Source organism: Micromonospora sp. NPDC093243 (assembly GCF_044753725.1).
Taxonomy (GTDB): domain Bacteria; phylum Actinomycetota; class Actinomycetes; order Mycobacteriales; family Micromonosporaceae; genus Micromonospora.
The window spans coordinates 379,961-401,832 of record NZ_JBIVNT010000004.1 but is presented as its reverse complement, the minus strand read 5'-3'; the positions used below and the strand labels follow the sequence as shown (position 1 = coordinate 401,832).

At 73.6% G+C, this 21,872-nt stretch carries 17 protein-coding genes; 12 read left to right on the top strand and 5 right to left on the bottom strand.

Annotation, left to right across the window (positions count from 1 at the left end):
* Positions 1-8: 8 nt before the first annotated feature.
* Together ACIP9D_RS15600 and ACIP9D_RS15595 are read left to right on the top strand one after the other, a co-directional pair.
* The gene (locus ACIP9D_RS15600) at positions 9-995 is read left to right on the top strand and encodes an ABC transporter permease (RefSeq protein ID WP_350871537.1); all 987 of its coding nucleotides are present in this window, start codon (positions 9-11) and stop codon (positions 993-995) included.
* 154 nt (positions 996-1,149) lie between these two features.
* On the top strand, positions 1,150-2,892 hold the full coding sequence (locus tag ACIP9D_RS15595; RefSeq protein ID WP_350871538.1) for an ABC transporter substrate-binding protein: 1,743 nt from the start codon (positions 1,150-1,152) through the stop codon (positions 2,890-2,892).
* Between the two features lie 67 nt (positions 2,893-2,959).
* Here ACIP9D_RS15595 and ACIP9D_RS15590 read toward each other — a convergent pair whose 3' ends face one another.
* Positions 2,960-5,101 carry a prolyl oligopeptidase family serine peptidase gene (locus tag ACIP9D_RS15590; RefSeq protein ID WP_350871540.1) on the bottom strand — a complete coding sequence of 714 codons (2,142 nt, stop codon included), beginning with the start codon at positions 5,099-5,101 and terminating at the stop codon, positions 2,960-2,962.
* An 86-nt stretch (positions 5,102-5,187) separates the two neighbouring features.
* Here ACIP9D_RS15590 and mshB point away from each other — a divergent pair, with 86 nt between their 5' ends.
* The 3 genes from mshB to ACIP9D_RS15575 all read left to right on the top strand — a co-directional run bounded on the left by mshB (position 5,188) and on the right by ACIP9D_RS15575 (position 7,130).
* A complete protein-coding gene (mshB, locus tag ACIP9D_RS15585) occupies positions 5,188-6,111 on the top strand; it encodes an N-acetyl-1-D-myo-inositol-2-amino-2-deoxy-alpha-D-glucopyranoside deacetylase (protein WP_350871541.1) in 924 nt (307 codons plus the stop codon).
* Positions 6,108-6,584, top strand: a complete 477-nt coding sequence (locus tag ACIP9D_RS15580) for a hypothetical protein (RefSeq protein WP_350871543.1) — start codon at positions 6,108-6,110, stop codon at positions 6,582-6,584. The genes mshB and ACIP9D_RS15580 overlap by 4 nt, the downstream gene beginning before the upstream one ends.
* Before the next feature lie 81 nt (positions 6,585-6,665).
* Positions 6,666-7,130 (top strand): hypothetical protein, encoded by a 465-nt coding sequence (locus tag ACIP9D_RS15575; RefSeq protein ID WP_350871545.1) that lies wholly within the window; start codon positions 6,666-6,668, stop codon positions 7,128-7,130.
* Positions 7,131-7,807: 677 nt separating this feature from the next.
* Here ACIP9D_RS15575 and ACIP9D_RS15570 read toward each other — a convergent pair.
* Complete coding sequence (locus ACIP9D_RS15570) at positions 7,808-8,833, bottom strand: GNAT family N-acetyltransferase (protein ID WP_350871546.1); 1,026 nt, start codon at positions 8,831-8,833, stop codon at positions 7,808-7,810.
* Positions 8,834-8,913: 80 nt separating this feature from the next.
* Between ACIP9D_RS15570 and fdxA the strand changes: the two genes are divergently transcribed.
* The 5 genes from fdxA to ACIP9D_RS15545 are packed head-to-tail and all read left to right on the top strand — an operon-like array spanning position 8,914 to position 12,724.
* Positions 8,914-9,240: a ferredoxin gene (gene fdxA, locus ACIP9D_RS15565; RefSeq protein WP_204941938.1), complete on the top strand. Its 327-nt coding sequence runs from the start codon at positions 8,914-8,916 to the stop codon at positions 9,238-9,240.
* Positions 9,237-10,343 (top strand): succinyldiaminopimelate transaminase, encoded by a 1,107-nt coding sequence (gene dapC, locus ACIP9D_RS15560; RefSeq protein WP_350872129.1) that lies wholly within the window; start codon positions 9,237-9,239, stop codon positions 10,341-10,343. Before fdxA ends, dapC begins: the two co-directional genes overlap by 4 nt.
* A 9-nt stretch (positions 10,344-10,352) precedes the next feature.
* Positions 10,353-11,378 carry a prephenate dehydrogenase/arogenate dehydrogenase family protein gene (locus ACIP9D_RS15555; protein ID WP_350871548.1) on the top strand — a complete coding sequence of 342 codons (1,026 nt, stop codon included), beginning with the start codon at positions 10,353-10,355 and terminating at the stop codon, positions 11,376-11,378.
* Between the two features lie 54 nt (positions 11,379-11,432).
* The gene (locus ACIP9D_RS15550) at positions 11,433-12,077 is read left to right on the top strand and encodes an SIMPL domain-containing protein (RefSeq protein WP_350871550.1); all 645 of its coding nucleotides are present in this window, start codon (positions 11,433-11,435) and stop codon (positions 12,075-12,077) included.
* Positions 12,077-12,724, top strand: coding sequence for a nucleoside/nucleotide kinase family protein (locus ACIP9D_RS15545; RefSeq protein WP_350871551.1), 648 nt, complete (start codon positions 12,077-12,079; stop codon positions 12,722-12,724). The genes ACIP9D_RS15550 and ACIP9D_RS15545 overlap by 1 nt, the downstream gene beginning before the upstream one ends.
* On the opposite strand, the gene ACIP9D_RS15540 is transcribed toward ACIP9D_RS15545, so the two are convergent.
* Together ACIP9D_RS15540 and ACIP9D_RS15535 are read right to left on the bottom strand one after the other, a co-directional pair.
* On the bottom strand, positions 12,701-15,340 hold the full coding sequence (locus ACIP9D_RS15540; protein ID WP_350871553.1) for a hypothetical protein: 2,640 nt from the start codon (positions 15,338-15,340) through the stop codon (positions 12,701-12,703). The genes ACIP9D_RS15545 and ACIP9D_RS15540 overlap by 24 nt on opposite strands.
* A 261-nt stretch (positions 15,341-15,601) precedes the next feature.
* The gene (locus ACIP9D_RS15535) at positions 15,602-16,159 is read right to left on the bottom strand and encodes a sugar O-acetyltransferase (RefSeq protein ID WP_350871554.1); all 558 of its coding nucleotides are present in this window, start codon (positions 16,157-16,159) and stop codon (positions 15,602-15,604) included.
* A 140-nt stretch (positions 16,160-16,299) separates the two neighbouring features.
* Between ACIP9D_RS15535 and ACIP9D_RS15530 the strand changes: the two genes are divergently transcribed.
* A complete protein-coding gene (locus tag ACIP9D_RS15530; protein WP_350871556.1) occupies positions 16,300-19,635 on the top strand; it encodes a S8 family serine peptidase in 3,336 nt (1,111 codons plus the stop codon).
* Between the two features lie 54 nt (positions 19,636-19,689).
* Here ACIP9D_RS15530 and dapD read toward each other — a convergent pair whose 3' ends face one another.
* The gene (dapD, locus tag ACIP9D_RS15525) at positions 19,690-20,649 is read right to left on the bottom strand and encodes a 2,3,4,5-tetrahydropyridine-2,6-dicarboxylate N-succinyltransferase (protein WP_350871558.1); all 960 of its coding nucleotides are present in this window, start codon (positions 20,647-20,649) and stop codon (positions 19,690-19,692) included.
* A 79-nt stretch (positions 20,650-20,728) separates the two neighbouring features.
* On the opposite strand from dapD, the gene dapE reads away from it, so the two are divergent.
* A complete protein-coding gene (gene dapE, locus ACIP9D_RS15520) occupies positions 20,729-21,802 on the top strand; it encodes a succinyl-diaminopimelate desuccinylase (RefSeq protein WP_350871560.1) in 1,074 nt (357 codons plus the stop codon).
* Positions 21,803-21,872: the final 70 nt, after the last annotated feature.

Here is a 21,872-nt window from a genome sequence, read left to right as displayed (position 1 = left end):
GTGTCCCCATGGCGCGATTTCTGATCAAGCGGATCTTCTCCGCCACGCTGACCCTCTTCGCGGTGAGCGTGCTGACCTTCCTGATGTTCTTCGCTCTGCCGCGCGACCCGGTCACCGGCATGTGCCCGAAGAACTGCAACCCGGAGCGGCTGGAGCGGGTCCGCGAGGAACTGGGGCTGCGCGACCCGCTGATCAGCCAGTACGCCGGCTACATGAAGGGCATCGTCACCGGGCGGGACCTGGGCAGCGCCCAGGGCGGCCGCTGCGACGCGCCCTGCCTGGGCTGGTCGTACGTCACCAACGAGGCGGTCTCGGACACGATCGGCCGGGTGCTGCCGGTGACGCTGAGCATCGTGATCCCGGCGGCCGTCCTCTGGCTGCTGCTCGGCGTCGGGCTGGGCATGATCTCCGCGCTGCGCCGGGGCACCTGGCTGGACCGGCTGGCCATCGGCTTCTCGCTCACCGGCGCCTCGTTGCAGCTCTACTTCGTCGGCGCGGTGCTGCTGCTGGTCTTCGTCTACAACCTGCGGTTGCTGCCGGTGCCCAGCTACACCCCGCTCTTCGAGAATCCACTGAAGTGGGCCAGCGGGCTGGTGCTCGCCTGGGTCTCGTTGGCCTTCCTCTTCTCCGCCATCTACGCCCGGCTCTCCCGGGCCCAGATGCTGGAGACCCTGTCGGAGGACTTCGTCCGAACCGCGCGGGCCAAGGGCCTGGCCAAACCCAAGGTCTACGGGCGGCACGCGCTGCGCGCGGCGATCACCCCGGTCGTCACCATCGCCGGCCTCGACGTCGGCGGAGCGCTCGGCGGGACGGTGATCACCGAGACCACGTTCGGCATCCAGGGGCTGGGCCGGACGGCGGTCGACGCGGTGCGCTCCGGCGACCTGCCCACCATCATGGCCACCGTGCTGATCGCGGCGGTCTTCGTCGTGCTGGCGAACGTCCTGGTCGACCTGCTCTACGCGGCCATCGACCCCCGGGTGCGGCTGCGCTGACCGGGCCGCCGCCGGCGACGTGTCGGCCGGCCCGCCAGCGGTGAAATTTATCGACAACTGTTACACAACTCGAAGGTTTTCTTCTTTACGATCCTCGGGACGTCGGCGGTTCCACCTCCGGCGGACCGCACGACACAGGTGGAGGAGGTACGAGATGCGACCACGCGTAGCGGCCGCCACAGGCGGCGCGATCGCACTGGTTCTGGCATTGGGTGCGTGCTCGAAGAACACGGGCGAGGGCACCAGCGTCGACACCAACCGCACGCAGACCGGGGTCATCGCGACCGACCCGAAGGAGTCCCAGGGCCCGGCCGCCGAGGTTGCCGGGGCGCAGAAGGGCGGCACCTTCACCATCATCCGGGAGACGCCGATCTCCCACCTGGACCCGCAGCGGACGTACTCGTTCGCCGGCCTGATGGCGAACCCGCTCTTCGCCCGCTACCTGACCACCTGGAAGGACGACGGCAAGGGCGGCCTGGTCCTCGTCGGCGACCTGGCCGAGACGCCCGGCACCAACGTCAACAACGACTGCAAGGTCTGGGAATTCAAGATCAAGGACGGCGTCAAGTTCGAGGACGGGCGGCCGATCACCTCCAAGGAGATCGCGTACGGCATCGCCCGCTCGTTCGACCCGGACCTCTCCGGCGGCCCGACCTACATCCAGGAGTGGCTCGCCGACACCGCGCAGTTCGACACCAAGTGGGACTTCAAGAAGAACAAGACGTCGCTGCCGCCCGGACTGACCACCCCGGACGCCAAGACGCTGCGCTTCGAGTTCGCCAAGCCCCGCTGTGACCTGCCGTTCGCGGTCTCGCTGCCGACCACCGCGCCGCTGCCCGCGGACAAGGACACCGGCGTCAACCTGGACACCCAGCCGTTCTCCTCCGGGCCGTACAAGATCGCCAAGAACCAGGTCGGCGTGCAGATCACCCTGGACCGGAACCCGAACTGGGACCCGAACACCGACCCGGTCCGGCACCAGTACCCGGACCAGTTCGTCTGGACCTTCGGCCCGACCGCCGACGCCGCCGCCAACCGGGTGATCGCCGACAACGGCGCCGACCAGAGCGCGCTCTCCTGGAACTACGTGCCCGCCTCGCTGGTCGCCCGGGTGGCCGGGGACGCCGCGCTGAAGTCCCGCACCATCCTCTCGCCGACCCCGAGCGCGAACCAGCTCGTGATCAACAACCAGCGGGTCACCGACCTGAAGATCCGCCAGGCGCTCAACTACGCCATCGACCGGGAGGGCCTGGTCAAGGCGCTCGGCGGGCAGACCGTCGCCGCGCCGCTGACCACGCTGATGCCACCGTCGACGATCGGCTACAAGGCGTACGAGGCGTACCCGGCCGGCGCGACCGGCGACATCGACAAGGCCAAGGAGCTGCTCGGCGGTCAGACCCCGGAGCTGGTCCTCGGCGTCGCCGACAGCTCGACCGAGCAGCAGGAGGGCACCCAGCTCAAGGCCAACCTGGAGCGGGCCGGTTTCAAGATCACGCTGCGGAACATCCCGGACGACGCGAAGCTCGACGAGGTCAAGAAGAAGGACAACCCCTGGGATCTCTACATCGGTAACTGGGCCGCGGACTGGCCGAGCGGCGCCTCGATCCTGCCGGTGCTCTACGACGGCCGCACCATCAAGCCCGAGGGCAACAGCAACTCGGCCTTCTTCAACGACCCGGCGATCAACGCCGAGATGGACCGCATCCTGGCGATGCCCCCGGCCGAGCAGGGCCCGGAGTGGGGCAAGCTCGACGAGCGGATCATGAAGGAGCACGCCCCGGTGGTGCCGCTCTTCGTGGACGTGGCCTACGCGGTGCACGGATCGAAGGTCGGCGGGGTCTTCATCTCCAGCGTCTTCGGCTACCCGTCGTTCGTGAACGCGCACGTCAAGCCGTAACGCACGGCACGGACGGGCCCCCGGTCGACAGCGCCGTCGACCGGGGGCCGCCGTGTCTCCGCCGGCCTCACAGGTTGGCGCGGAGGAAGTCCAGCTCCAGCCGGAGCAGTCGCTCGGCGGTGCCGCCGGCGGCCATGTGCGTCGCGCCGGTCAGCGGCAGCACCGAGTGCGGCCGGCCGGAGGCGAGGAGCGCCGCCGAGAGCCGCAGCGTGTGCGCGGCCACCACGTTGTCGTCGGCCAGGCCGTGCACCAGCAGCAGCGGCCGGGCCTGGTCCGGGCCGGTCACCGGCTCGGCGGCCAGCTCGACCAGTGAGTGGTGGGCGTAGACGTCCATGCCGTCCTCGGGCATCCCCAGGTAGCGCTCGGTGTAGGCGGTGTCGTAGAGGGCCCAGTCGGTGACCGGCGCGCCGGCGATGGCGCAACGGAACAGGTCCGGGTGACGCAGCAGCGCCAGCCCGGCCAGCCAACCCCCGAACGACCAGCCGCGCACCGCCACCCGGCCCAGGTCGAGATCCGGGTGCTTGCCGGCCAGCGCGGTCAACGCGTCCACCTGGTCGGTCAGGACCACGTCGGCCATCCGCCGGTGGATCGCCTTCTCGAAGGACGGCGCGACGCCGGGAGTGCCCCGGTTGTCCACGACCACCACCGCGAAGCCGGCGTCGGCCCACCACTGCCGCTCCAGCCAGGCCGCCCGGGCGGCGAGCACCTCCTGGTGGCCCGGGCCGCCGTAGACGTCCAGCAGCACCGGCAGCCGGCGGCCGGTCACGTAGTTGTTCGGATAGAGCACCGCGCTGGGCAGCCGCCGGTCGGTCACCCGCTCCAGCAGCGGCAGCGGCGAGTACGGCGGGGTGGCGGCGTGCGAGGTGAGCACGGCGACCTCCTCGTCGCCCCGGTACACCGTCCAGCGCGTCCCGGGGTGGTCCAGCGAGGCGACCCCCACCACCAGCACGTTCCCGCCCACCGCGGCGCTGTGCCAGCCGGAATCGGTGGTCAACCGGCGAGCGTCCACCCCGCCCCCGATCGAGGTACGCACCCGGAACAGGTGCCGCTCGCTCGGCTCGCCGTCGCTCGCCTCGACCAGCAGGTCGGCCGGGCCGGCGGCGGCGGGCAGGCGGCCCACCACCCGGCGTACGTAGAGCGAGGGCGGGGTGAGCAGCGTGCCGTCGGCGAAGAGGCACCGCGCGTCGTAGCCGTCGTGGGCCAGCTCGCCCCCGACCAGCACCCGGCCGTCCGGCAGGTGCGCCGGGGTGCCGGCGATCGGCTCGACCCACCTCGGGTCGGCCAGTTCGGCGTGCACCTGGGTCTCGCCGGTGCGGGGGTCCACCGCCAGCACCAGGCCGTGCTGCTGGGAGCGGCGCAGCACGGTGATCAGAGGTCCGCCCTCGGCCCAGCTCACCCCGGTCAGGTACGGGTAGGTCTCCCGGTCCCAGTGCACGTCGACCCAGCCGTCGTCGAGGTCGAGCAGGTGCAGGCTGACCTCCGCGTTCGGCCCGCCCGCGCGGGGGTACGCGACGGTGGTCGGCGGGCTGGCCGGGTCGGCGGGGTCGTGCAGGTGCCAGCGGTCCAGGCGGGACTCGTCCACCCGGGCGGCGAGCACCGAGCGGCCGTCCGGCGCCCACCAGTAGCCGCGGAACCGGTCGAACTCCTCCGCCGCGATGTGCTCGGCCAGCCCCCACGTCACCCCGGCGTCCTCGCCGGCGAGCAGGCTGTCGGTGCCGTCGGCGTCGACCACCCGCAGCTCGCCTCGGCGGACCCCGTCGGCGGCGTCGGTGACGTACGCCAGCCGCTCGCCCGTCGGGTCGGGCCGGGGGTCGATGACCGGACCGACCGCGGTCACCTCCACCACGTCGCAGTGCACCAGGTCGGCCCGGAACAGCCGGCCGGCGAGCGCGAAGACCGCCACCCGGCCGGCGGCGTCCAGCGCGTACGAGCCGATTCCGGCGGCGCTGAGCCGCAGCCGCTCCCGCAGCGCACGCTCGCCCGGGGAGAGCGCGGCCGGGTCGCCGTCCGCGCCGAGCAGCGTCGCCGGGTCGGCGACCAGCCGCTCCTCGCCGGTGGCGACGTCCAGGAGCCAGAGCGCGTCGGCCGGGTCCTCGGGTCCGGCCGAGCGCAGGAAGATCACCCGGGAGCCGTCGTCCGCCACGGAGATGGCGCGCGGCGCGCCGTGGCTGAACCGGCGGGTGCGGGCGGCCAGCTCCGGAAAGTCCACAGGCCCGATCGTAGGACGGGCGCCGAGGTGATGTGGCCGACCTGCGTGGACGCGTCGAGGCCGGCCGGGCGGAACCGCCGGTTAGAGTGACGGGCGTGACGACGCTGCCCGACCGCCGGCTGCTGCTGGTCCACGCGCACCCCGACGACGAGTCCATCGGGACCGGTTCGACCATGGCGCACTACGCCGCGACCGGTGCCCACGTGACGCTGGTGACCTGCACGCTCGGCGAGGAGGGCGAGATCCACGTCCCGGCGCTGGCGCAGCTCGCCGCCGCCGAGGCCGACCAGCTCGGCGGCTACCGGATCGCCGAGCTGGCCCGCGCCTGCGCCGCCCTCGGGGTCACCGACCACCGCTTCCTCGGCGGAGCCGGCCGCTACCGCGACTCGGGCATGATGGGGCTGTCGACCAACGAGCACCCGCGGGCCTTCTGGCAGGCCGACCTCGACGAGGCCGCCGGGCACCTGGTCGAGATCATGCGCGAGCTCCGCCCGCAGGTCATGATCACGTACGACGACAACGGCTTCTACGGGCACCCGGACCACATCCAGGCGCACCGGGTGGCGATGCGGGCCGCCGAGGTGGCCGCCGTCGAGGGCTTCGCGCCGGCCAAGATCTACTGGACGGCGATGCCGCTCAGCGTGCTGGAGGCCGGGATCAGCCACTTCGCCGAGTCGTCCGACAATCCGTTCGCCGGCATCGAGGACCTCACCGAGCTGCCCTTCGGCACCCCGGACGAGCAGATCGCCGCCCGGATCGACGCCACCGACCAGCACGCCGCCAAGGAGGCGGCGATGCGCGCGCACGCCACCCAGATCCCGGACACCTCCTGGCTCTACTCGATCGCCGGCAACTTCGGCAGCGAGTTCATGGGCGTGGAGTACTACACGCTCGCGGTGGGGGAGAAGGGGCCCGGCCGCGGGCGGTACGGCTGGGAGGACGACCTCTTCGCCGGGCTCACCGACGTCGGCGCCGACCGGGCCCCGGTCGCGGCGGCCGGCCTGCGATGACGCTGCCAGCCGCCGCCCCGATGTCGGTCGTTCCGGACGAGCCCAGCCCGCCGCCGGCGGGCCCGCCGGCACGAGTGGTCGACGTCGGTCTGCGGGTGGCCGGCGGCCTGGTCGCCGTCGCGGCGGGCGTGCTGACCGGGGTGGTGGAGTTGCTGCTCGCCACCGCCCGGATCGCCGGGCAGCTGATCGGGGTGTCGGTGCTCGTGGCGATCGCCGCGAACATCGTGCTGAGCTGGTTCGCCCACGAGGCGGTCGGCCGCCGGTGGGCCGTGGCGCTGCCCGCGGTGCCCTGGTTCCTGCTGATGGCGGTCTCCGCGGTGCGGACCTCCGAGGGTGACCTGCTGCTCGCGGGCGACAACTGGGTCGGCCTGGCCATGATCGTGGCCGGTGCGATGACCTTCGCGGTGATGGGCTTCCGGCAGATCCTGGCGCCGCCGCACGGGGCGTCCGCGCCACCCGCACCGCACGGGTGATGACGACAGTCAGGTACAGGTGGTAGATATTCCTGCCAGGAAACCGCCCCGGGGGTGGGCGGTACGGCGGGAGGTCGTGCGATGGACAAGCGGTGGCGCGATGTCGGAGTGCTCGCGGCGGCACTCTTCGCGGTCAACGTGGTCGCCCGGCTGATCATCCACTTCGGCTTCGACGGTGACGACACCGCTGCCGACCGGGTGTCGCTGGGCATGTTCGTGGTGATCGGGCTGATCCTGGCCGCGGTCGCGTTCGCCTGGGGCCGGCGCCGGCCGCTCGGCGCGTGGGTCGCCGACGTGGCGGCCGCCGTGCTGGTGGCGATGCTGCTGACCGTGCTGGTCGGCCCGCTGCTGGTCGGCAACAATCCGTTCTCGGGCGGCGCGGGCACGTTCTTCGCCCAGATCTGGCTCTACCTGGCGGCCACGATCGCCGGGACGCTCATCGGCTACCTGGTGCTGACCGCGCTCGGCCGCGACCACCGCTCGCAGACCCTCAAGCGGTACGCCGAGGTCAAGACCGCCAAGCCCCGCCGGGTCGTCCGCCGCTGACCCGGCGCCCTCCCCGCACCGGTCCCAGCCTCGCGCACCGGCCCGGCCCCGGCGCGGCGGTCCCCGCCCCCGGCGGTTCCAGCCTCGCGCGGCAATTCGGCCCCGCGCGGCGGTCCAGCCCCGCGCGGGGCGGGCTTGGCGGGGTGATCGACTCCGTTTCGCCGATGTGGCGGTGACGGGGGCGTGGGGATACCGCCATGTCGGGGACATGGAGTGGATCTTTCGCCGGGAGGGCCGACGTTGGGGTGCGCCACGGCGACCTCGGGCAGCGGCAGCCGCGCGCCGGCCGACAGCCCCGCGCGGGGCGGGCTTGGCGGGGTGATCGACTCCGTTTCGCCGATGTGGCGGTGACGGGGGCGTGCGGATACCGCCATGTCGGGGACATGGAGTGGATCTTTCGCCCGAGGATCGGCGTTGGTGAACGCCACGGCGACCTCGTGCCGCGTCAGCCGCGCGGCACGCGTCAGCCGCGCGGCGGGCGGTAGCCACGCGGCACGCGGCGGCCGCACGGTGGGTGGGACGTCGGGCGGCGCGGGGTGATCCACTCGCCTTCTCTGGAGGCGGGCTATCCGGCGAGCGGGACCGCCCGGGTTCAGTGATCCCGAGTTGATCTCGGCCCGGTTCGGCCCTTTCGGCCCGGCAGGGACCGGGGGCTGGCTCGCCGCAGCAGGGCAGGGTCAGTGTGGGGCGACGCGGGTCAGGTACGTGTGGTGGGTGGTGAAGCCGAGCCCCTGGTAGAGGGCGACCGCCCCGGTGTTGCTCTGCTCGACCTGGAGGAATGCGCGGGTCGCTCCGGCCGCCGCGCCCCAGTCGGCGAGCGCCCGGATCACCCGGCCGGCGAGCCCCTGCCGGCGGGCCTGCGGCAGCACCTCGATGAGGCTCAGCCCCAGCCACCGCCCCGGCCCGGTCACGGTGCCCCGGCCGATGCCGACCAGCGCGCCGTCGGCGTACGCGTGGGCGAAGCGGATCTGGTCCACGGCGGTGAGCACGTGCCGGGCGGCGTCCGGGAGGCCGCCCTTGCGCCCGGCCGCGACGGCCAGCCACTCCTCCGTCGGCGCTGCCGCCAACTCCACCACCGCGAACTCCACCACCGCCAACTCCACCACCGCCCCCACCTGCGACGACGCCGGCGTGGCCGGCCCAGGCGGGGCGGCCGGCGGGGCGCCGGGGGTGGCCGGGAGGGGGAGCGGAGCGGTCTGCACCAGCACCGGCGGGCGGCTGGACCAGCCTCGGCGGTCCAGTTCGGCCCCGACCGGCGCGGCGAGCGGCAACGGGGTGTTGATCATGGGGGTCAGGTCGCGCTCGGTGTACCAGCGCTCGACGGCGTCCACCGCAGCCGGCAGCGGGCGGTCCGGGTCGCCGACCGGCAGCGCGGAGTTGGCCCGGCCGGTCCAGCCGTCGGCGGCGCGCAGCAGCCAACCGCCCAGCCGGTCACGGGTCGGCGCCGGCCACGCCTCGTCGGCGGCCAGCTCCAGCTCGACCACGGCGGCTGCGGTCGGACGGCGGGTCGGCGGCACCCGCTTGGCCCGGTGCACCTCGTCCCGCGCCACCCGCAGCGGGCCCTGCGCGGTCGCCAGGGTGAGATGGGTCTCGTTCAGCTCGACCAGCTCGCCGAGGGCGTCCGAGAAGAGCGGCCGGCCCTCGCGAATCCCCACAATCCGGCGGACCACGATCCGGTGTCCCACATCCTGCTGACCCAGCATCGATCGACCCCCTCCCCGGCGAGATACTAGGCTCTTACCGTCGCGGGAGATCGCGGCGCGTCTTGCGGAGGAGAAGACCGGTGACCTACATCATCGCCGAGCCGTGCGTGGATGTGCTCGACAAGGCATGCATCGAGGAGTGCCCGGTCGACTGCATTTACGAGGGCAACCGGATGCTCTACATCCACCCCGACGAGTGCGTCGACTGTGGTGCCTGTGAGCCCGTCTGCCCCGTCGAGGCGATCTTCTACGAGGACGACGTCCCGGAGCAGTGGAAGGACTACACCGGCGCCAACTACGAGTTCTTCGAGGACCTGGGCTCGCCCGGGGGCGCCTCGAAGATCGGCAAGGTGGAGAAGGACGCGACCTTCGTCGCCGCGCAGGCACCGCGCGGCGAGGGCCACTGAACCGGCCCGCGCCGGTCTCGGCACGGCTGCCCGAGTTCACCTGGGACACCCTGGACGCCGCGGCCGCCCTGGCCGCGGCGCATCCGGCGGGCCTGATCAACCTCTCCATGGGTACGCCGGTCGATCCGGTGCCCGAGGTGATCCGGCAGGCGCTCGCTGACGCGTCCGACGCACCCGGCTACCCGCTGACCGCCGGCACCCCGGCGCTGCGCTCGGCCATCGCCGCCTGGGTGGCCCGGGCCTGCGGCGCCGGGATCGACGGCCTCGGTGTGCTGCCGAGCATCGGCTCCAAGGAGCTGGTCGCCTGGCTGCCCACCCTGCTCGGCATCGGCCCCGGTGACGTGGTGGTGGTGCCGTCGATCTGCTACCCGACCTACGAGGACGGGGCCCGGCTGGCCGGTGCCACCACGGTCCGTACCGACTCGCTGACCTCGGTCGGCCCGACGTCGCGGGTCCGGCTGGTCTGGGTCAACTCGCCCGGCAACCCGACCGGTCAGGTATTGCCCGCCGCCCACCTCCGCAAGGTGGTCGACTGGGCCCGGGAGCGCGGCGCGGTGGTCGCCAGCGACGAGTGCTACCTCCCCCTCGGCTGGTCCGCCGAACCGGTCTCGGTGCTCTCGCCCGAGGTCTGCGGCGGGTCGTACGAGGGCGTGCTGGCGCTGCACTCGCTCTCCAAGCGCTCCAACCTGGCCGGCTACCGGGCCGGCTTCGTCGCGGGTGACCCGGCGCTCGTCGCCGAGTTGCTCAAGGTGCGCAAGCACGCCGGGATGATCGTGCCCGCCCCGGTGCAGGCGGCGATGGTGGCCGCGTTGCAGGACGAGCGGCACGCCGACGAGCAGCGGGAGCGCTACCGCGCCCGGCGTGAGGCGCTGCACCGCGCGTTCACCGGGGCCGGCTTCACGGTCGAGCACTCGCAGGCGGGCCTCTACCTGTGGATGACCCGGGGCGAGGACTGCTGGCAGACGGTCGACTGGCTGGCCCGCCGGGGCATCCTGGTCGCCGCCGGCGTCTTCTACGGCCCGGCCGGCGGGCAGCACGTCCGGGTCGCGCTGACCGAGTCCGACGAGCACGTCGCGGCCGTCGCCGGCCGGCTGCGCGACTAGCGCGGCGTCATGATGGACGGGTCGGGCCGGCAGCCGAGAGTCGCCGTGGTGGGCACCGGCCTCATCGGCGGCTCGATCCTGCTGCGCCTGCACGGCGTCTACGCGGACGTCGTCGGTTGGGATCCCGATCCCCGCACCCGGGCCGAGGGACGCGAGCGGGGGGTGCGCTTCCCCGACGATCTGGGCGAGGCGGTCCGGGACCGGGACGTCGTGTTCCTCTGCGGTCCGCTGCCGAGCCTGCCGGAGACGCTGCTCGCGGTGGCCAAGCAGACCGACGACCACTGCGTGATCACCGACGTCGGCAGCACGAAGGGCTCGGTCGCCGCCTTCGCCGTGGAGCACGGGTTGACCGACCGGTTCGTCCCCGGTCACCCGATGGCGGGCACCGAGCGCTCCGGGCTGACCGCCGCGGTGCCGGCGCTCTTCGACGGTGCCGCCTGGGTCCTCTGTCCCGCCGCCGAGGGCATCGAGCCGTTCCGGAGGTTGGTCGGCCTCATCGTGGACGTGTTCGCGGCCCGCGTGGTGCCGATGTCCCCGGCGGTGCACGACTCGGTGGTCGCCCTCTCGTCCCACGTCCCGCATCTGCTGGCTGGGAGCCTGGCCGGCGCGGTGGCCGGCTCGGAGCTGCGCGACGCGGTGCTCGGGCTGGCCGCGGGGAGCTTCCGGGACGGCACCCGGGTGGCCGGCACCCCCGCCAGGCGGACCGCCGACATGCTCTTCAACAACCGGGAACAGCTGCTCGGGCAGCTCGGCAGGGTCAGTGCCCTCCTCGACGAACTGGCCGACGCGCTGCGCCGGGACGACCTGGACGCGCTGGTCGGGCAGTACCGGCGGGCGCAGGACCTGCGCACCGCCCTGCTCGATCGGGACCTGCCGGCGGGCAGGGAGGAGTTCCCGGCCGGCGGGGATCACGCCGCCGAGCTGGCGTACCTGCTGGAGCTGGGGTCGGCCGGGGGATACCTGACCGGGTGCCGCCCCGGCGCCGATGTCGTGACGTACCTCGGGCACCGGCCGGTGACCACCGGGACGGCGTGACGGCGGCTCTCGTGCGAGCCGGCGCGCCGGTCCAGCCGCGACTAGGGTGAGGGCATGGCGGACGGGCCGGTGGTGACGGTGCGCGGTGAGGCCTACCGGGAGGTGGCGCCCGAGGTGGCCCGCTTCTCGGTGACGGCGACCGCGCGGGACAGGGACCGGGAGACCACCCTCACCCGGCTGGCCGAACGGGCTGCGGCCGTCCGCGTGCTGCTCGACGGCGCTGGTCCGGCGATCGCCCGCCGGGAGACCGGTGACCTGCGGGTGTGGCCGGAGACCCGGCGCGCCACCGAGCGGGTGGTCGCCTGGCACGGCGGCGTCACCACCACCGTCACCGTCACCGACTTCACCGCCCTCGGCGAGCTGATGCTGCGCCTGGCCGACCAGGAGCAGGTCGAGGTGGCCGGCCCCTGGTGGTCCCTGCGCCCCGACAGTCCGGCGCACCGGGAGGCCCGGCACGCCGCGATCTCCGACGCGTTGTCCCGGGCCCGGGAGTACGCCGAGGCGCTCGGCGCCCGGGTCACCGGCTTGATCGAGCTCGCGGACACCGGTCCCGCCGACCGGCCGATGATGGCCCGGATGGCGTTTGCCGGCGGCGCGGAGGGCGGCGGCCGGCCGGAGCTGGAGCTGGACCCGCAGCCGCAGCCGGTGCAGGCGGCCGTGCAGGCCCGCTTCTCGATCACCGAGCCGGCCCTGGGCTGATGCCGGAGCCACGGGTCTTCCCCGTCGACGAGCTGGTGGCCCGGGCGCGCACCCTGGCCGAGGCCGGGCCGCGCCAGCTGCTCGGCATCGCCGGAGCCCCGGGCGCCGGCAAGTCCACGCTGGCCGAGCGGATCGTCGGCGAGCTGGGCCCGGTCGCCCGGCTGGTGCCGATGGACGGCTTCCACCTCGCGCAGTCCGAGCTGCACCGGCTCGGCCGCGCCGATCGCAAGGGCGCAGCCGACACCTTCGACGCCAACGGCTTCGTCTCGCTGCTGCGTCGCCTGCACCGGCTCGAACCCACCTCGGTCTACGCACCGGTGTTCCGGCGCGACCTGGAGGAGCCCATCGCCGGGGCGATTGAGGTCCCGCCGGAGGTGCGGCTGGTGGTGACCGAGGGCAACTACCTGCTGGTGCCGGAGACCCCCTGGGACGAGGTGCGGTCGCTGCTGCACGAGGCCTGGTTCCTCGATCTCGACGCGGAGCTGCGGCTGCGCCGGCTGACCGCCCGGCACGAGGCGTACGGCCGGACGGCCGAGCAGGCCCGGGCCTGGGCGCTGGGCAGCGACGAGACCAACGCCGCGCTGGTCTCCGACACCGCAGACCGCGCGGACCTGGTGGTGCGGCTAGCCGACCCCCCGCCGCTGTGACGGCACCGCCCGTCTGAGCAGCCGGGCAACCCGGGCCCGTTCGTACTGGAACTCGGTCGCGTCCGGGTAGCCGCTGTGGCTGCGGATCGGCGGGTCGGCCACCTCGCCGCCGCTGGGATGCAGCGCCTCCGGGTCCCGGACGGCGAAGTCGCGTTCGCCCGCGTTGACCGGCCAGCCGAGCGGGTCGGTGTCGCGCCAGAAGTTGGTCCAGCCGGTCCGGCCGGGCGGGTTGGTCAGCGCCTCCGTCACCGTGGGCAGCCGGTCCGGCCCGAAGTACGCGGGAAAGACCCGCCCGTACAGCCGGGTGAGCTGGCAGCCGTAGGAGAAGTACCAGATCCGCCGGCGCCACCTCGCCGGCAACTGGAGGATCACCGCGGCGCAGATCACCGTCCCCTGGCTGTGCCCGGAGAGGATGATGCCGTCCATCCGGCGCGGGTCGTGCCGGTTCAGGGCGAGCAGCCCGGCGATCCGGGTCTGCAACTCGGGCACCGCCCGCTCGGAGTAGCTGGGCGGGGCGAGCGGGTGGGCGGTGCGCGGCCAGAAGGTGCCGACGTCCCAGACCACTCCGACGGTGCGACGCACGGTGTCGTTGCGGTAGACGAGCGCGCCGATCGTGGCGACCAGCACCGGCAGCCAGCTGAGCATCGAGTCGCCCGCGTCGGAGACCGCCTTCAGCACGGCCGAGCCGTCGGTGGCCGCGGCGGGGTGCGGCCGGGCGTGTGAGAGAGCCGCCGCGCAGCCCAGGGTGATCAGCGCGGCGGCGGCGACGGCGTAGCAGCCGGTCAGCCGGATGGCGTGCTCCCCGACCAGCCGGTGCAGTGCCCGGTAGGCGCTGACGTCGCGGCAGCGGCGCAGCTCGTGCAGGGAAAGGGAGTGCCCGGGCGGCACCAGTTCGGCGTACTCCCGGCGGCGCAGCCGGTGAAAGAGCATGCCGGCCCGGAGCAGGGTGATCACGAGCGCCAGGAGCGCGGCAGCGAACGCGAGCCCCGCCCACAGCACCGGGGTGGGCGGGACGATGGCCGACCGTCCGGTCGGGGTCGCGGCGCCGTCGAGCCGGTCGGTCACCCAGTAGATCAGCCCGGCGCAGTTGGCGATGCAGAGCAACCACCCGAAGCCCGCGATCACGGCGGGCCCCCGGCCACCCCAGGCCAGGTCGGTGTGGGGCGCCAGCGGTTGGACATCCACCGCCGCGCGGGTCCGGGGGAGCACCAGACCGACCGCGGCGAGCGCGATGGCCGGCAGGGCGAGCACCCAGACCGGCGGCGCCCCGGGCACCGGAGGCGCTCCGGGCAGCCAGCCCTCCATCCAGATCACCCCGGCGGTGAGCAGCAGCGCGGCCGCGCCGGGCGCGGCCAGCGCGCGACGGCCGGACCGGGCGAGCGCACCGATGGCGATCAGCAGCAGCAGCTGCCCGGTGGCCAGCCACGCGATGATCCAGTCGTACCCGGGCAGCGAGCGGTCGGCGTCGCACCCCGGCAGGGCGGAGTCCCGGGCGCAGCCGGGCGGCGGGCGCAGCTCGCGCAGCGGGGTGCCGGCCGGCCCGTCGGGCAGCAGCAGGAGCGTGGCGGTGCCGGCCACGGCGAGGACGGCGAGCACGGCGACCGCGAGGCTCCACGGCCCGAGGGGGGTGTCGCCGGCCCGCCGGGTCAGGTACGGCCGGCCGAGCCCCACGACGGCGATCACCAGCACCGCCGCGCAGACTGCGACGGTGGGCCAGGCTACGACGGCACGGACGCCCCGCGGCGGGTCCATCGCCAGTACGGTGCCGAGCGGCACCGCCACCGCGACCACCGTGCCGGTGCAGAGGTGCAGCACGGCGCCCCGGCGCAACTGCCCCTCCCCGAGCCAGAAGGTCGGGTCCTGCAACGGGTTCGTCGGGTCCTCGGGCGCCGGTTCGGGCGCCGGTGGCGGCTCCTGCGGCGGCTGGGCGACCGGGGGCGACGCGTCGGTGGGCGCCTCGACCGGCGGTCGCAGGTAGGCGTTGGCGGCCGGGTCGGCCGGCATCTCCGCCTCGTACTGGTAGGTGCGCCAGGCGACCATCCCGAGCACCGCGAGCAGGCCGAGCGGGACCAGCAGCCCCACCGCGAGCGCGTGCGCGCCCTCACTCCACCAGCCGTGGGCGAGGAACTCCCACGGTCCGGGGATCCGGCCCAGGCAGGCGTCGTCCACGCACTGCCAGCCGATCAGGTCCACGCCGATCCCGGTCACCGCGACGACCACGGTGCTGGTCAGGGTCAGGCAGAATACCCGGATCAGCCAGGCGGTGATGCCGGAGCGGCTGGCCCAGCGCTCCTGGTCCGGGTCCGCCGGTATCCCAGGCCGGGCGTGCAGCGCCACGTTGGCCAGGGTGAACGGCAGCAGCAGCGTCCACAGTGCGCGTTCCACGTCGCGCGCGGTGCGTCCGCCGGAGGTCAACTGCCCCCAGCTGTACGCCTCGACCACGAGTGGGTCGTCCGATCCGCCGCCGGGGGCCCGGTAGAAACCGGTCACCGCGCCACCGGCGACCAGCCGCGGTGAGGGCGGGTCCCCGCCCGGTTCCGGGGGCAGGCCGAGGGTCTGGCCCGGGGGCGTGTTGGACACCCCGTGCACCCGTAGTTCCAGCACCCGGCCGCTCATGCTGGCACTCCGCTGCGCTGCGTGTCGGCATGAGGCACCAGCGCGCTGAGTCGATGATTCGCTCGCTGCCGCTCGCTCATGCCGGCACTCCGCTGCGCTGCGTGCCGGCATGAGGCACCAGCGCGCTGAGTCGATGATTCGCTCGCTGCCGCTCGCTCATGGCGCCTCCCGGTGGCGACGTCACTACCCAGTGTGCTGGATGGTGAGTCGACCCGCCATCGGTCGAAGGAGCCGTTTACGCAGGTGAAAACCTTGATCGGGTTATTCGACCGACCGTGCCGGGCGGGCCGGGTTGCCGAGTGCGACGACGTTCGGTGGTAGATCCCGGGTCACGACCGCGCCCGCGCCGACGACGGTGTTCGCGCCGACGGTGACGCCGGCGAGCACGATCGCGCCGCCGCCGAGCCACACGTTGTCGCCGATGGTGATCGGCTTGGCCGCCTCCCACTTCGCCCGTCGCGGCTCCGGTTCGACCGGGTGGGTCGGGGTGAGCAGTTGGACGTTCGGCCCGACCTGGACGTCGGCGCCCAGCGTGATCGGCGCGACGTCGAGGAAAACCGCGTTGAAGTTGACGAAGCAGCGCGGTCCGATCCGGATCCGGTCGCCGTAGTCGCAGTAGAACGGGGGACGTACCCAGGTCTCCTCGCCGACCTCGCCGAGCAGGTCGCGCAGCGCCGCGAGGCGGGCCTGCGGGTCGCCGGCGGGGCTGGTGTTGAAGCGTTCCATCAGCCGGGCGGCGCGGTCCAGATCGGCGGTGATCGCGGGATCGTCGGCCAGGTACAGCTCGCCGGCGAGCATGCGTTCCTTCATCGACGTCACCGGCCGATCATGCCGGCCGGGCCGGCGATCCGCCGGCAACTCAGTCATCTTTCCGACTTTTCAACACATACCCGGTATGCAATCCTGACGGTTGTCAATGTGTCTCCCGTTGGTAACGACGCTCCACCGAGGAGGATCCGTTGCAAGGAAACAGAAGAATCATCGGGATCGGTCTGGTGCTGACGCTGGTGCTCGGCACACCGGTGGCCGCCACGGCCGCGCCCCCGGCCGGGCCGGGCGCCACGAACGCCGCCCCGCCGGCGGCACCGACGACCGGCCGTCCGACCACAGTCACCCTGCTCACCGGGGATCGGGTGACCGTCACCGCGTCCGGGGCGGCCAGCGTGCGCCCGGCCGAGGGGCGTGCGCACATCCGCTTCGTGACCGGGCGGGAGCGGGGTCAACTCTCCGTCGTACCGCAGGACGCCCTGCCGCTGATCCGCGCCGGCCGGGTCGACCGACGGCTCTTCGACGTCACCGGGCTGATCGCGGCCGGCTACGACGACGCCCGGCGTGACAACCTGCCGGTGCTGCTCGCCCGATCGTCCGGGGCCGAGCGGCGGGCCGCCGCGCCGGCCGGCGTGACGATCACCCGCGAGCTGCCCGCGATCGGTGGCCTCGCCGGTACCGCGGCCAAGGACCGGGCCGGCGAAATCTGGGCGGCGGTCACCGGCCGGGCCGGCGGCCGGGTCGACGCGGCGGGGGGTGTCGACCGGATCTGGCTCGACGGCCGGCGGCGGATCAGCCTCGATCACAGCGTGCCGCAGATCGGCGCGCCCGCCGCCCACCAGGCCGGGTACACCGGCCAGGGCGTCCGGGTCGCGGTGCTGGACACCGGGATCGACACCGGCCACCCCGACCTGGCCGGTCGGGTGGCCGAGGCGCACAACTTCACCGAGGAGTCCGCGCCGGGCGACCTCGTCGGACACGGCACCCACGTCGCCTCGATCATCGCCGGCAGCGGCGCCGCCTCGGGCGGCCGTTACCGAGGGGTCGCGCCGGACGCGACCCTGCTCTCCGGCAAGGTCTGCGAGACGCAGGGCTGCCCCGACTCGGCGATCCTGGCCGGCATGCAGTGGGCCGCCGTGGACCAGCGCGCTGACGTGATCAACATGAGCCTCGGCGGGTCGGACACCACGGAGATCGACCCGCTCGAGGAGGCGATCAACCGGCTCACCGCACAGACCGGCACGCTCTTCGTGGTCTCCGCCGGCAACGACGGCGGTTTCGCCCCGGTCAGCTCGCCGAGCACCGCCGACGCCGCGCTCTCGGTCGGCGCGGTCGACCGCGCCGACGCCCTCGCCGACTTCTCCAGCCGGGGCCCACGGGTCGGCGACGAAGGAATCAAGCCCGACCTCACCGCCCCGGGGGTCGAGATCGTCGCGGCCCGGGCCGCGGACGGCTTCATCGGTGACCCGGTGGGCGAGGGTTACGTTTCGCTCTCCGGCACGTCGATGGCCGCCCCGCACGTCGCCGGTGCGGTGGCGCTGCTCGCCCAGCAGCACACCGACTGGGCGGCCGGGCAGCTCAAGGCCACCCTGATGGCGTCCGCGAAGCCGCACCCGGAGCAGAGCACGTACGAGCAGGGAGCCGGTCGGGTCGACGTGGCCCGGGCGATCACCCAGACCGTCACCAGCGACCCGGTGAGCGTCTCGTTCGGGCGGGCGCTCTGGCCGCACGGTGACGACACCCCGATCACCCGGGGGGTGACCTGGCGCAACGACGGATCGGCGCCACTCGACCTCGACCTGACCATCGAGGCCAGCGGGCCGACCGGCTCGCCCGCCCCGACCGGGATGTTCGCCCTGAGCGCGACCCGGGTCACCGTGCCGGCCGGTGGAACGGCGACCGCCACGGTCACCGCGGACACCCGGACCCCGGGCGCGGACGGCTACTACACCGGCCGGATCGTCGCCCGCTCCGGGGCGACGGTGGCGGTCACTCCGCTCGCCGTGCACCGGGAGGTGGAGAGCTACACGCTGACCGTCCGGCACCTGGACGACGCCGGCGCCCCCACCGGCGACGCGTTCACCGTCCTCGCCGGGCTGGAGAGCTACGTCAGCTACGACGTGTCCGACCCGGACGGCACCGCCGAGCTGCGGGTGCCGAAGGGTCGCTACGGGGCGTTGTCCTTCATCTCCGGTGGGAACGAGGAGAATCCGCGGACGGCGCTGATGGCCCGCCCCGAGCTGGTGCTCGACCGGGACACGTCGATCACCATCGACGCCCGCCAGGCGAAGCCGGTCCGGAGCACGGTGCCGGACCGGTCGGCCACGCCGGTCCTGGTCGAGGTCGGGGCGAACGTCCTCGCCGCCGATGGCGGCTCGTACGGCTTCAGCCTGGTGGGCCTGGACTTCACCGGGCTCTTCAGCGGACAGCACGGCCCGGCCGGATCGCCGGAGCGGTTCCTGGGCACGGTGAGCAGCCAGTGGGCCGACCGGACGGTGGCGAGCAGCCCGTATCTCTACGCGCTCAGCGAGGGCTTCCCCGGGCGGCTGCCGACCGGCTTCGACCGGCACTACCGCAGCCGTGACCTCGCCACGGTCACCCAACAGTTCCGTGGCGGCTACCCCGGTCTGGACGCCGAGCGGGTGGTCTTCCCGCAGCTCGAACCGGACGTGGGTGGCTGGGCGGCGGTCCTGCCCACGGCGGTGCCCGGGCAGCGGGTCGAGCACTACAACACCCGCGGAGTCCGCTGGAACTCGGAGCTGACCTTCGGCGTACCGACCGAGGAGGGTTGGCTCGAGCCCCGGGCGGTGCTGGTCGACGACGCCCGGGAGTACCGGGCCGGCCGGCACCTGCGGCAGAGCTGGAACAGCGCGCCGTACGGGCCGTCCTTCCCGGCGCCGCGCTGGCCCGGGCAGGGCATCACCCGGCAGGGCGACCTGATCCTGCTGGACGTGCCGTTGCACAGCGACGCCGAGGGTCACGCCGGTGGGTCGATCGCGGACAGCGCCCGGACCGCCCTCTACCGCAACGGGGCGCTGGTCGGCGAGAACACCGACCCGGGCTACGGGGAGTTCGAGGTGCCGGCGGGTGCCGCCAACTACCGGTTGGAGACGGTGGCCAAGCGCAGCTTCACCGACCTGAGCACCGAGGTCGGCGCCGCGTGGACGTTCCGGTCCCGGCACGTGCCCGGCGAGGACTTCGCTCGGCTGCCCGCGATGGCGGTCCGCTTCGCGCCTCCGCTCGACGTGGCGAACACCGCGCCGGCCGGTCGGAGCTTCGCCATCCCGGTCAAGGTGGAGCGGCAGCCGGGAGCGCCGTCGGCCCGGGTCGCCGCGCTCACCGTCGAGGTCTCCTACGACGGCGGGACGACCTGGCAGCGGGCTCGGCTGCACCCAGGTCGGGACGGCTGGACGGCCACCGTGCGGCACCCGGCCGGCCCCGGGTACGCGTCCCTGCGGGCGACCGCCCGGGACACCGCGGGCAACACGGTGAGCCAGCACGTGCTCCAGGCGTACCGGTTGCGCTAGGGCATACCCCCTCCGGGTCCGCGGGGTTCCCGCGGACCCGGAGGCGGGCGGCCGTCAGTCGTTGGCGTGCAGCGCGGCGTTCAGCTCGATGCCCCGGCCGGTCCGCGGCTTCGCCTCCAGCGCGCCGGTGACCGAGTTGCGCCAGAAGAGCAGGCCGTCCACCCCGGAGAGCTCGCGGCCCTTGACCACCCGGCCGTCCGGCAGGGTGATCTTCGAGGCGGCGGTGATGTAGCAACCGGCCTCGACCACGCAGTCGTCACCGAGCGAGATGCCGACCCCCGCGTTCGCACCGACCAGGCTCCGCTCGCCGATGCTCACCTTCTCGGTGCCGCCGCCGGAGAGCGTGCCCATGATCGAGGCGCCGCCGCCGATGTCGGAGCCGTCACCGACCAGGACGCCCTGCACGATCCGACCCTCGACCATGGAGGTGCCGACCGTGCCGGCGTTGAAGTTCACGAAACCCTCGTGCATGACGGTGGTGCCGGCGGCCAGGTGGGCGCCGAGGCGGACCCGGTCCGCGTCGGCGATCCGCACGCCGGCGGGGACCACGTAGTCGGTCATCCGGGGGAACTTGTCCACCCCGTAGACGGCGAGGTGGCGGCCCGCGGTGCGCTCGATCACCCGCAGCTCGTCGACCCGCTCCGGCGGGCACGGCCCGGCGGAGGTCCAGGCCACGTTCGCCAGCTTGCCGAAGATGCCGTCCAGGTTCAGCTCGTTGGGCCGGACCAGGCGGTGGGAGAGCAGGTGCAGCCGGAGGTACGCGTCCGGGGCGTCCTTGATCGGGTCGTCCAGCGAGCCGATCACGGTGACCACCTCGACGGCGCGCAGGCCGGGCAACCCTCGCTCGCCGATCGCCCCCGGCGGCAGGTCGAGCACGTCCGCCTTCTCCTCGCCGGAGACCAGCGGCAGCTCGCCGAGCCCCAGCTTTCCGGTCGGGTACCAGGTGTCGAGCACCTGATCGTCGGCGGTGACGGTGGCCAGGCCGATGCCCCAGGCCGATTGTGCGGACGTCACTGCTCCACCTCTCGTTCGCGGCTGTGACGGCGGACGCTCGCTCCTCGCCCCCACCGGGTCTGACGGTACCGTGCGAACCATGGAGAACCCGCTTACCCCCGAGGTCCTCGCCGATCCGGTGGCGCTCACCCGTGTGCTCGTCGACATCGAGTCCGTGTCTCTCAACGAGAAGGCGATCGCCGACTGCGTGGAGGAGGTGCTGCGGGGCGTGCCGCACCTGAGCACCTACCGGCATGGCAACACGGTGATGGCGCGTACCGACCTGGGCCGAACACAGCGGGTGGTGCTGGCCGGGCACCTGGACACGGTGCCGCTGAACAACAACTTCCCGTCCACGATGCGCGGCGACCTGATGTACGGCTGCGGCACCTCGGACATGAAGTCGGGCGTCGCGTACGCCCTGCACCTCGCAGTGACGCTGCCCGACCCGCGCTACGACGTCACGTACTTCTTCTACGAGGCGGAAGAGATCGAGTCGAAGTACAACGGGCTGCACCTGGTCGCCCAGGCGCACCCGCAGTGGCTCGAGGCGGACTTCGCGGTGCTGCTGGAGCCGACGTACGGCATCGTCGAGGCCGGTTGCCAGGGCACCATGCGGGCGATCGTGTCCACCAGCGGCGTACGGGCCCACTCGGCGCGCTCCTGGCACGGGGTGAACGCGATCCACGCCGCCGGCGAGGTGCTGCGCCGGCTCCAGACGTACGAGGCGCGGCGGGTGAAGATCGACGGCTGCGACTACCGCGAAGGCATGAACGCGGTACGGATCCACGGCGGGGTCGCCGGCAACGTGGTCCCGGACCGGTGCGAGATCGAGGTCAACTACCGGTTCGCCCCGGACCGCACCCCGGCCGACGCGGAGGCCCACCTGCGGGAGGTGTTCGCGGGCTTCGAGCTGACCGTGACCGACGCCGCCGCCGGTGCCCCGCCCGGCCTGGAGGCGGCCCCGGCGAAGGAGTTCCTGGCGGCGGTGGGCGCCGCGCCGATCGGCAAGCTGGGCTGGACGGACGTGGCCCGGTTCGCGGCGATGGGGATTCCGGCGCTGAACTTCGGCCCGGGCGACCCGAACCTGGCGCACCACCCCGACGAGCACGTCGAGATCAGCAAGATCCGCGACGGGGCCGCCACCCTGCACCGCTGGCTCGCACCCGCCTGACCCGCCCCCGTACGACGACCGAGAGGCCTGCGTCACCGGGAGGTATCCGGTGACGCAGACCTCGTGGTCG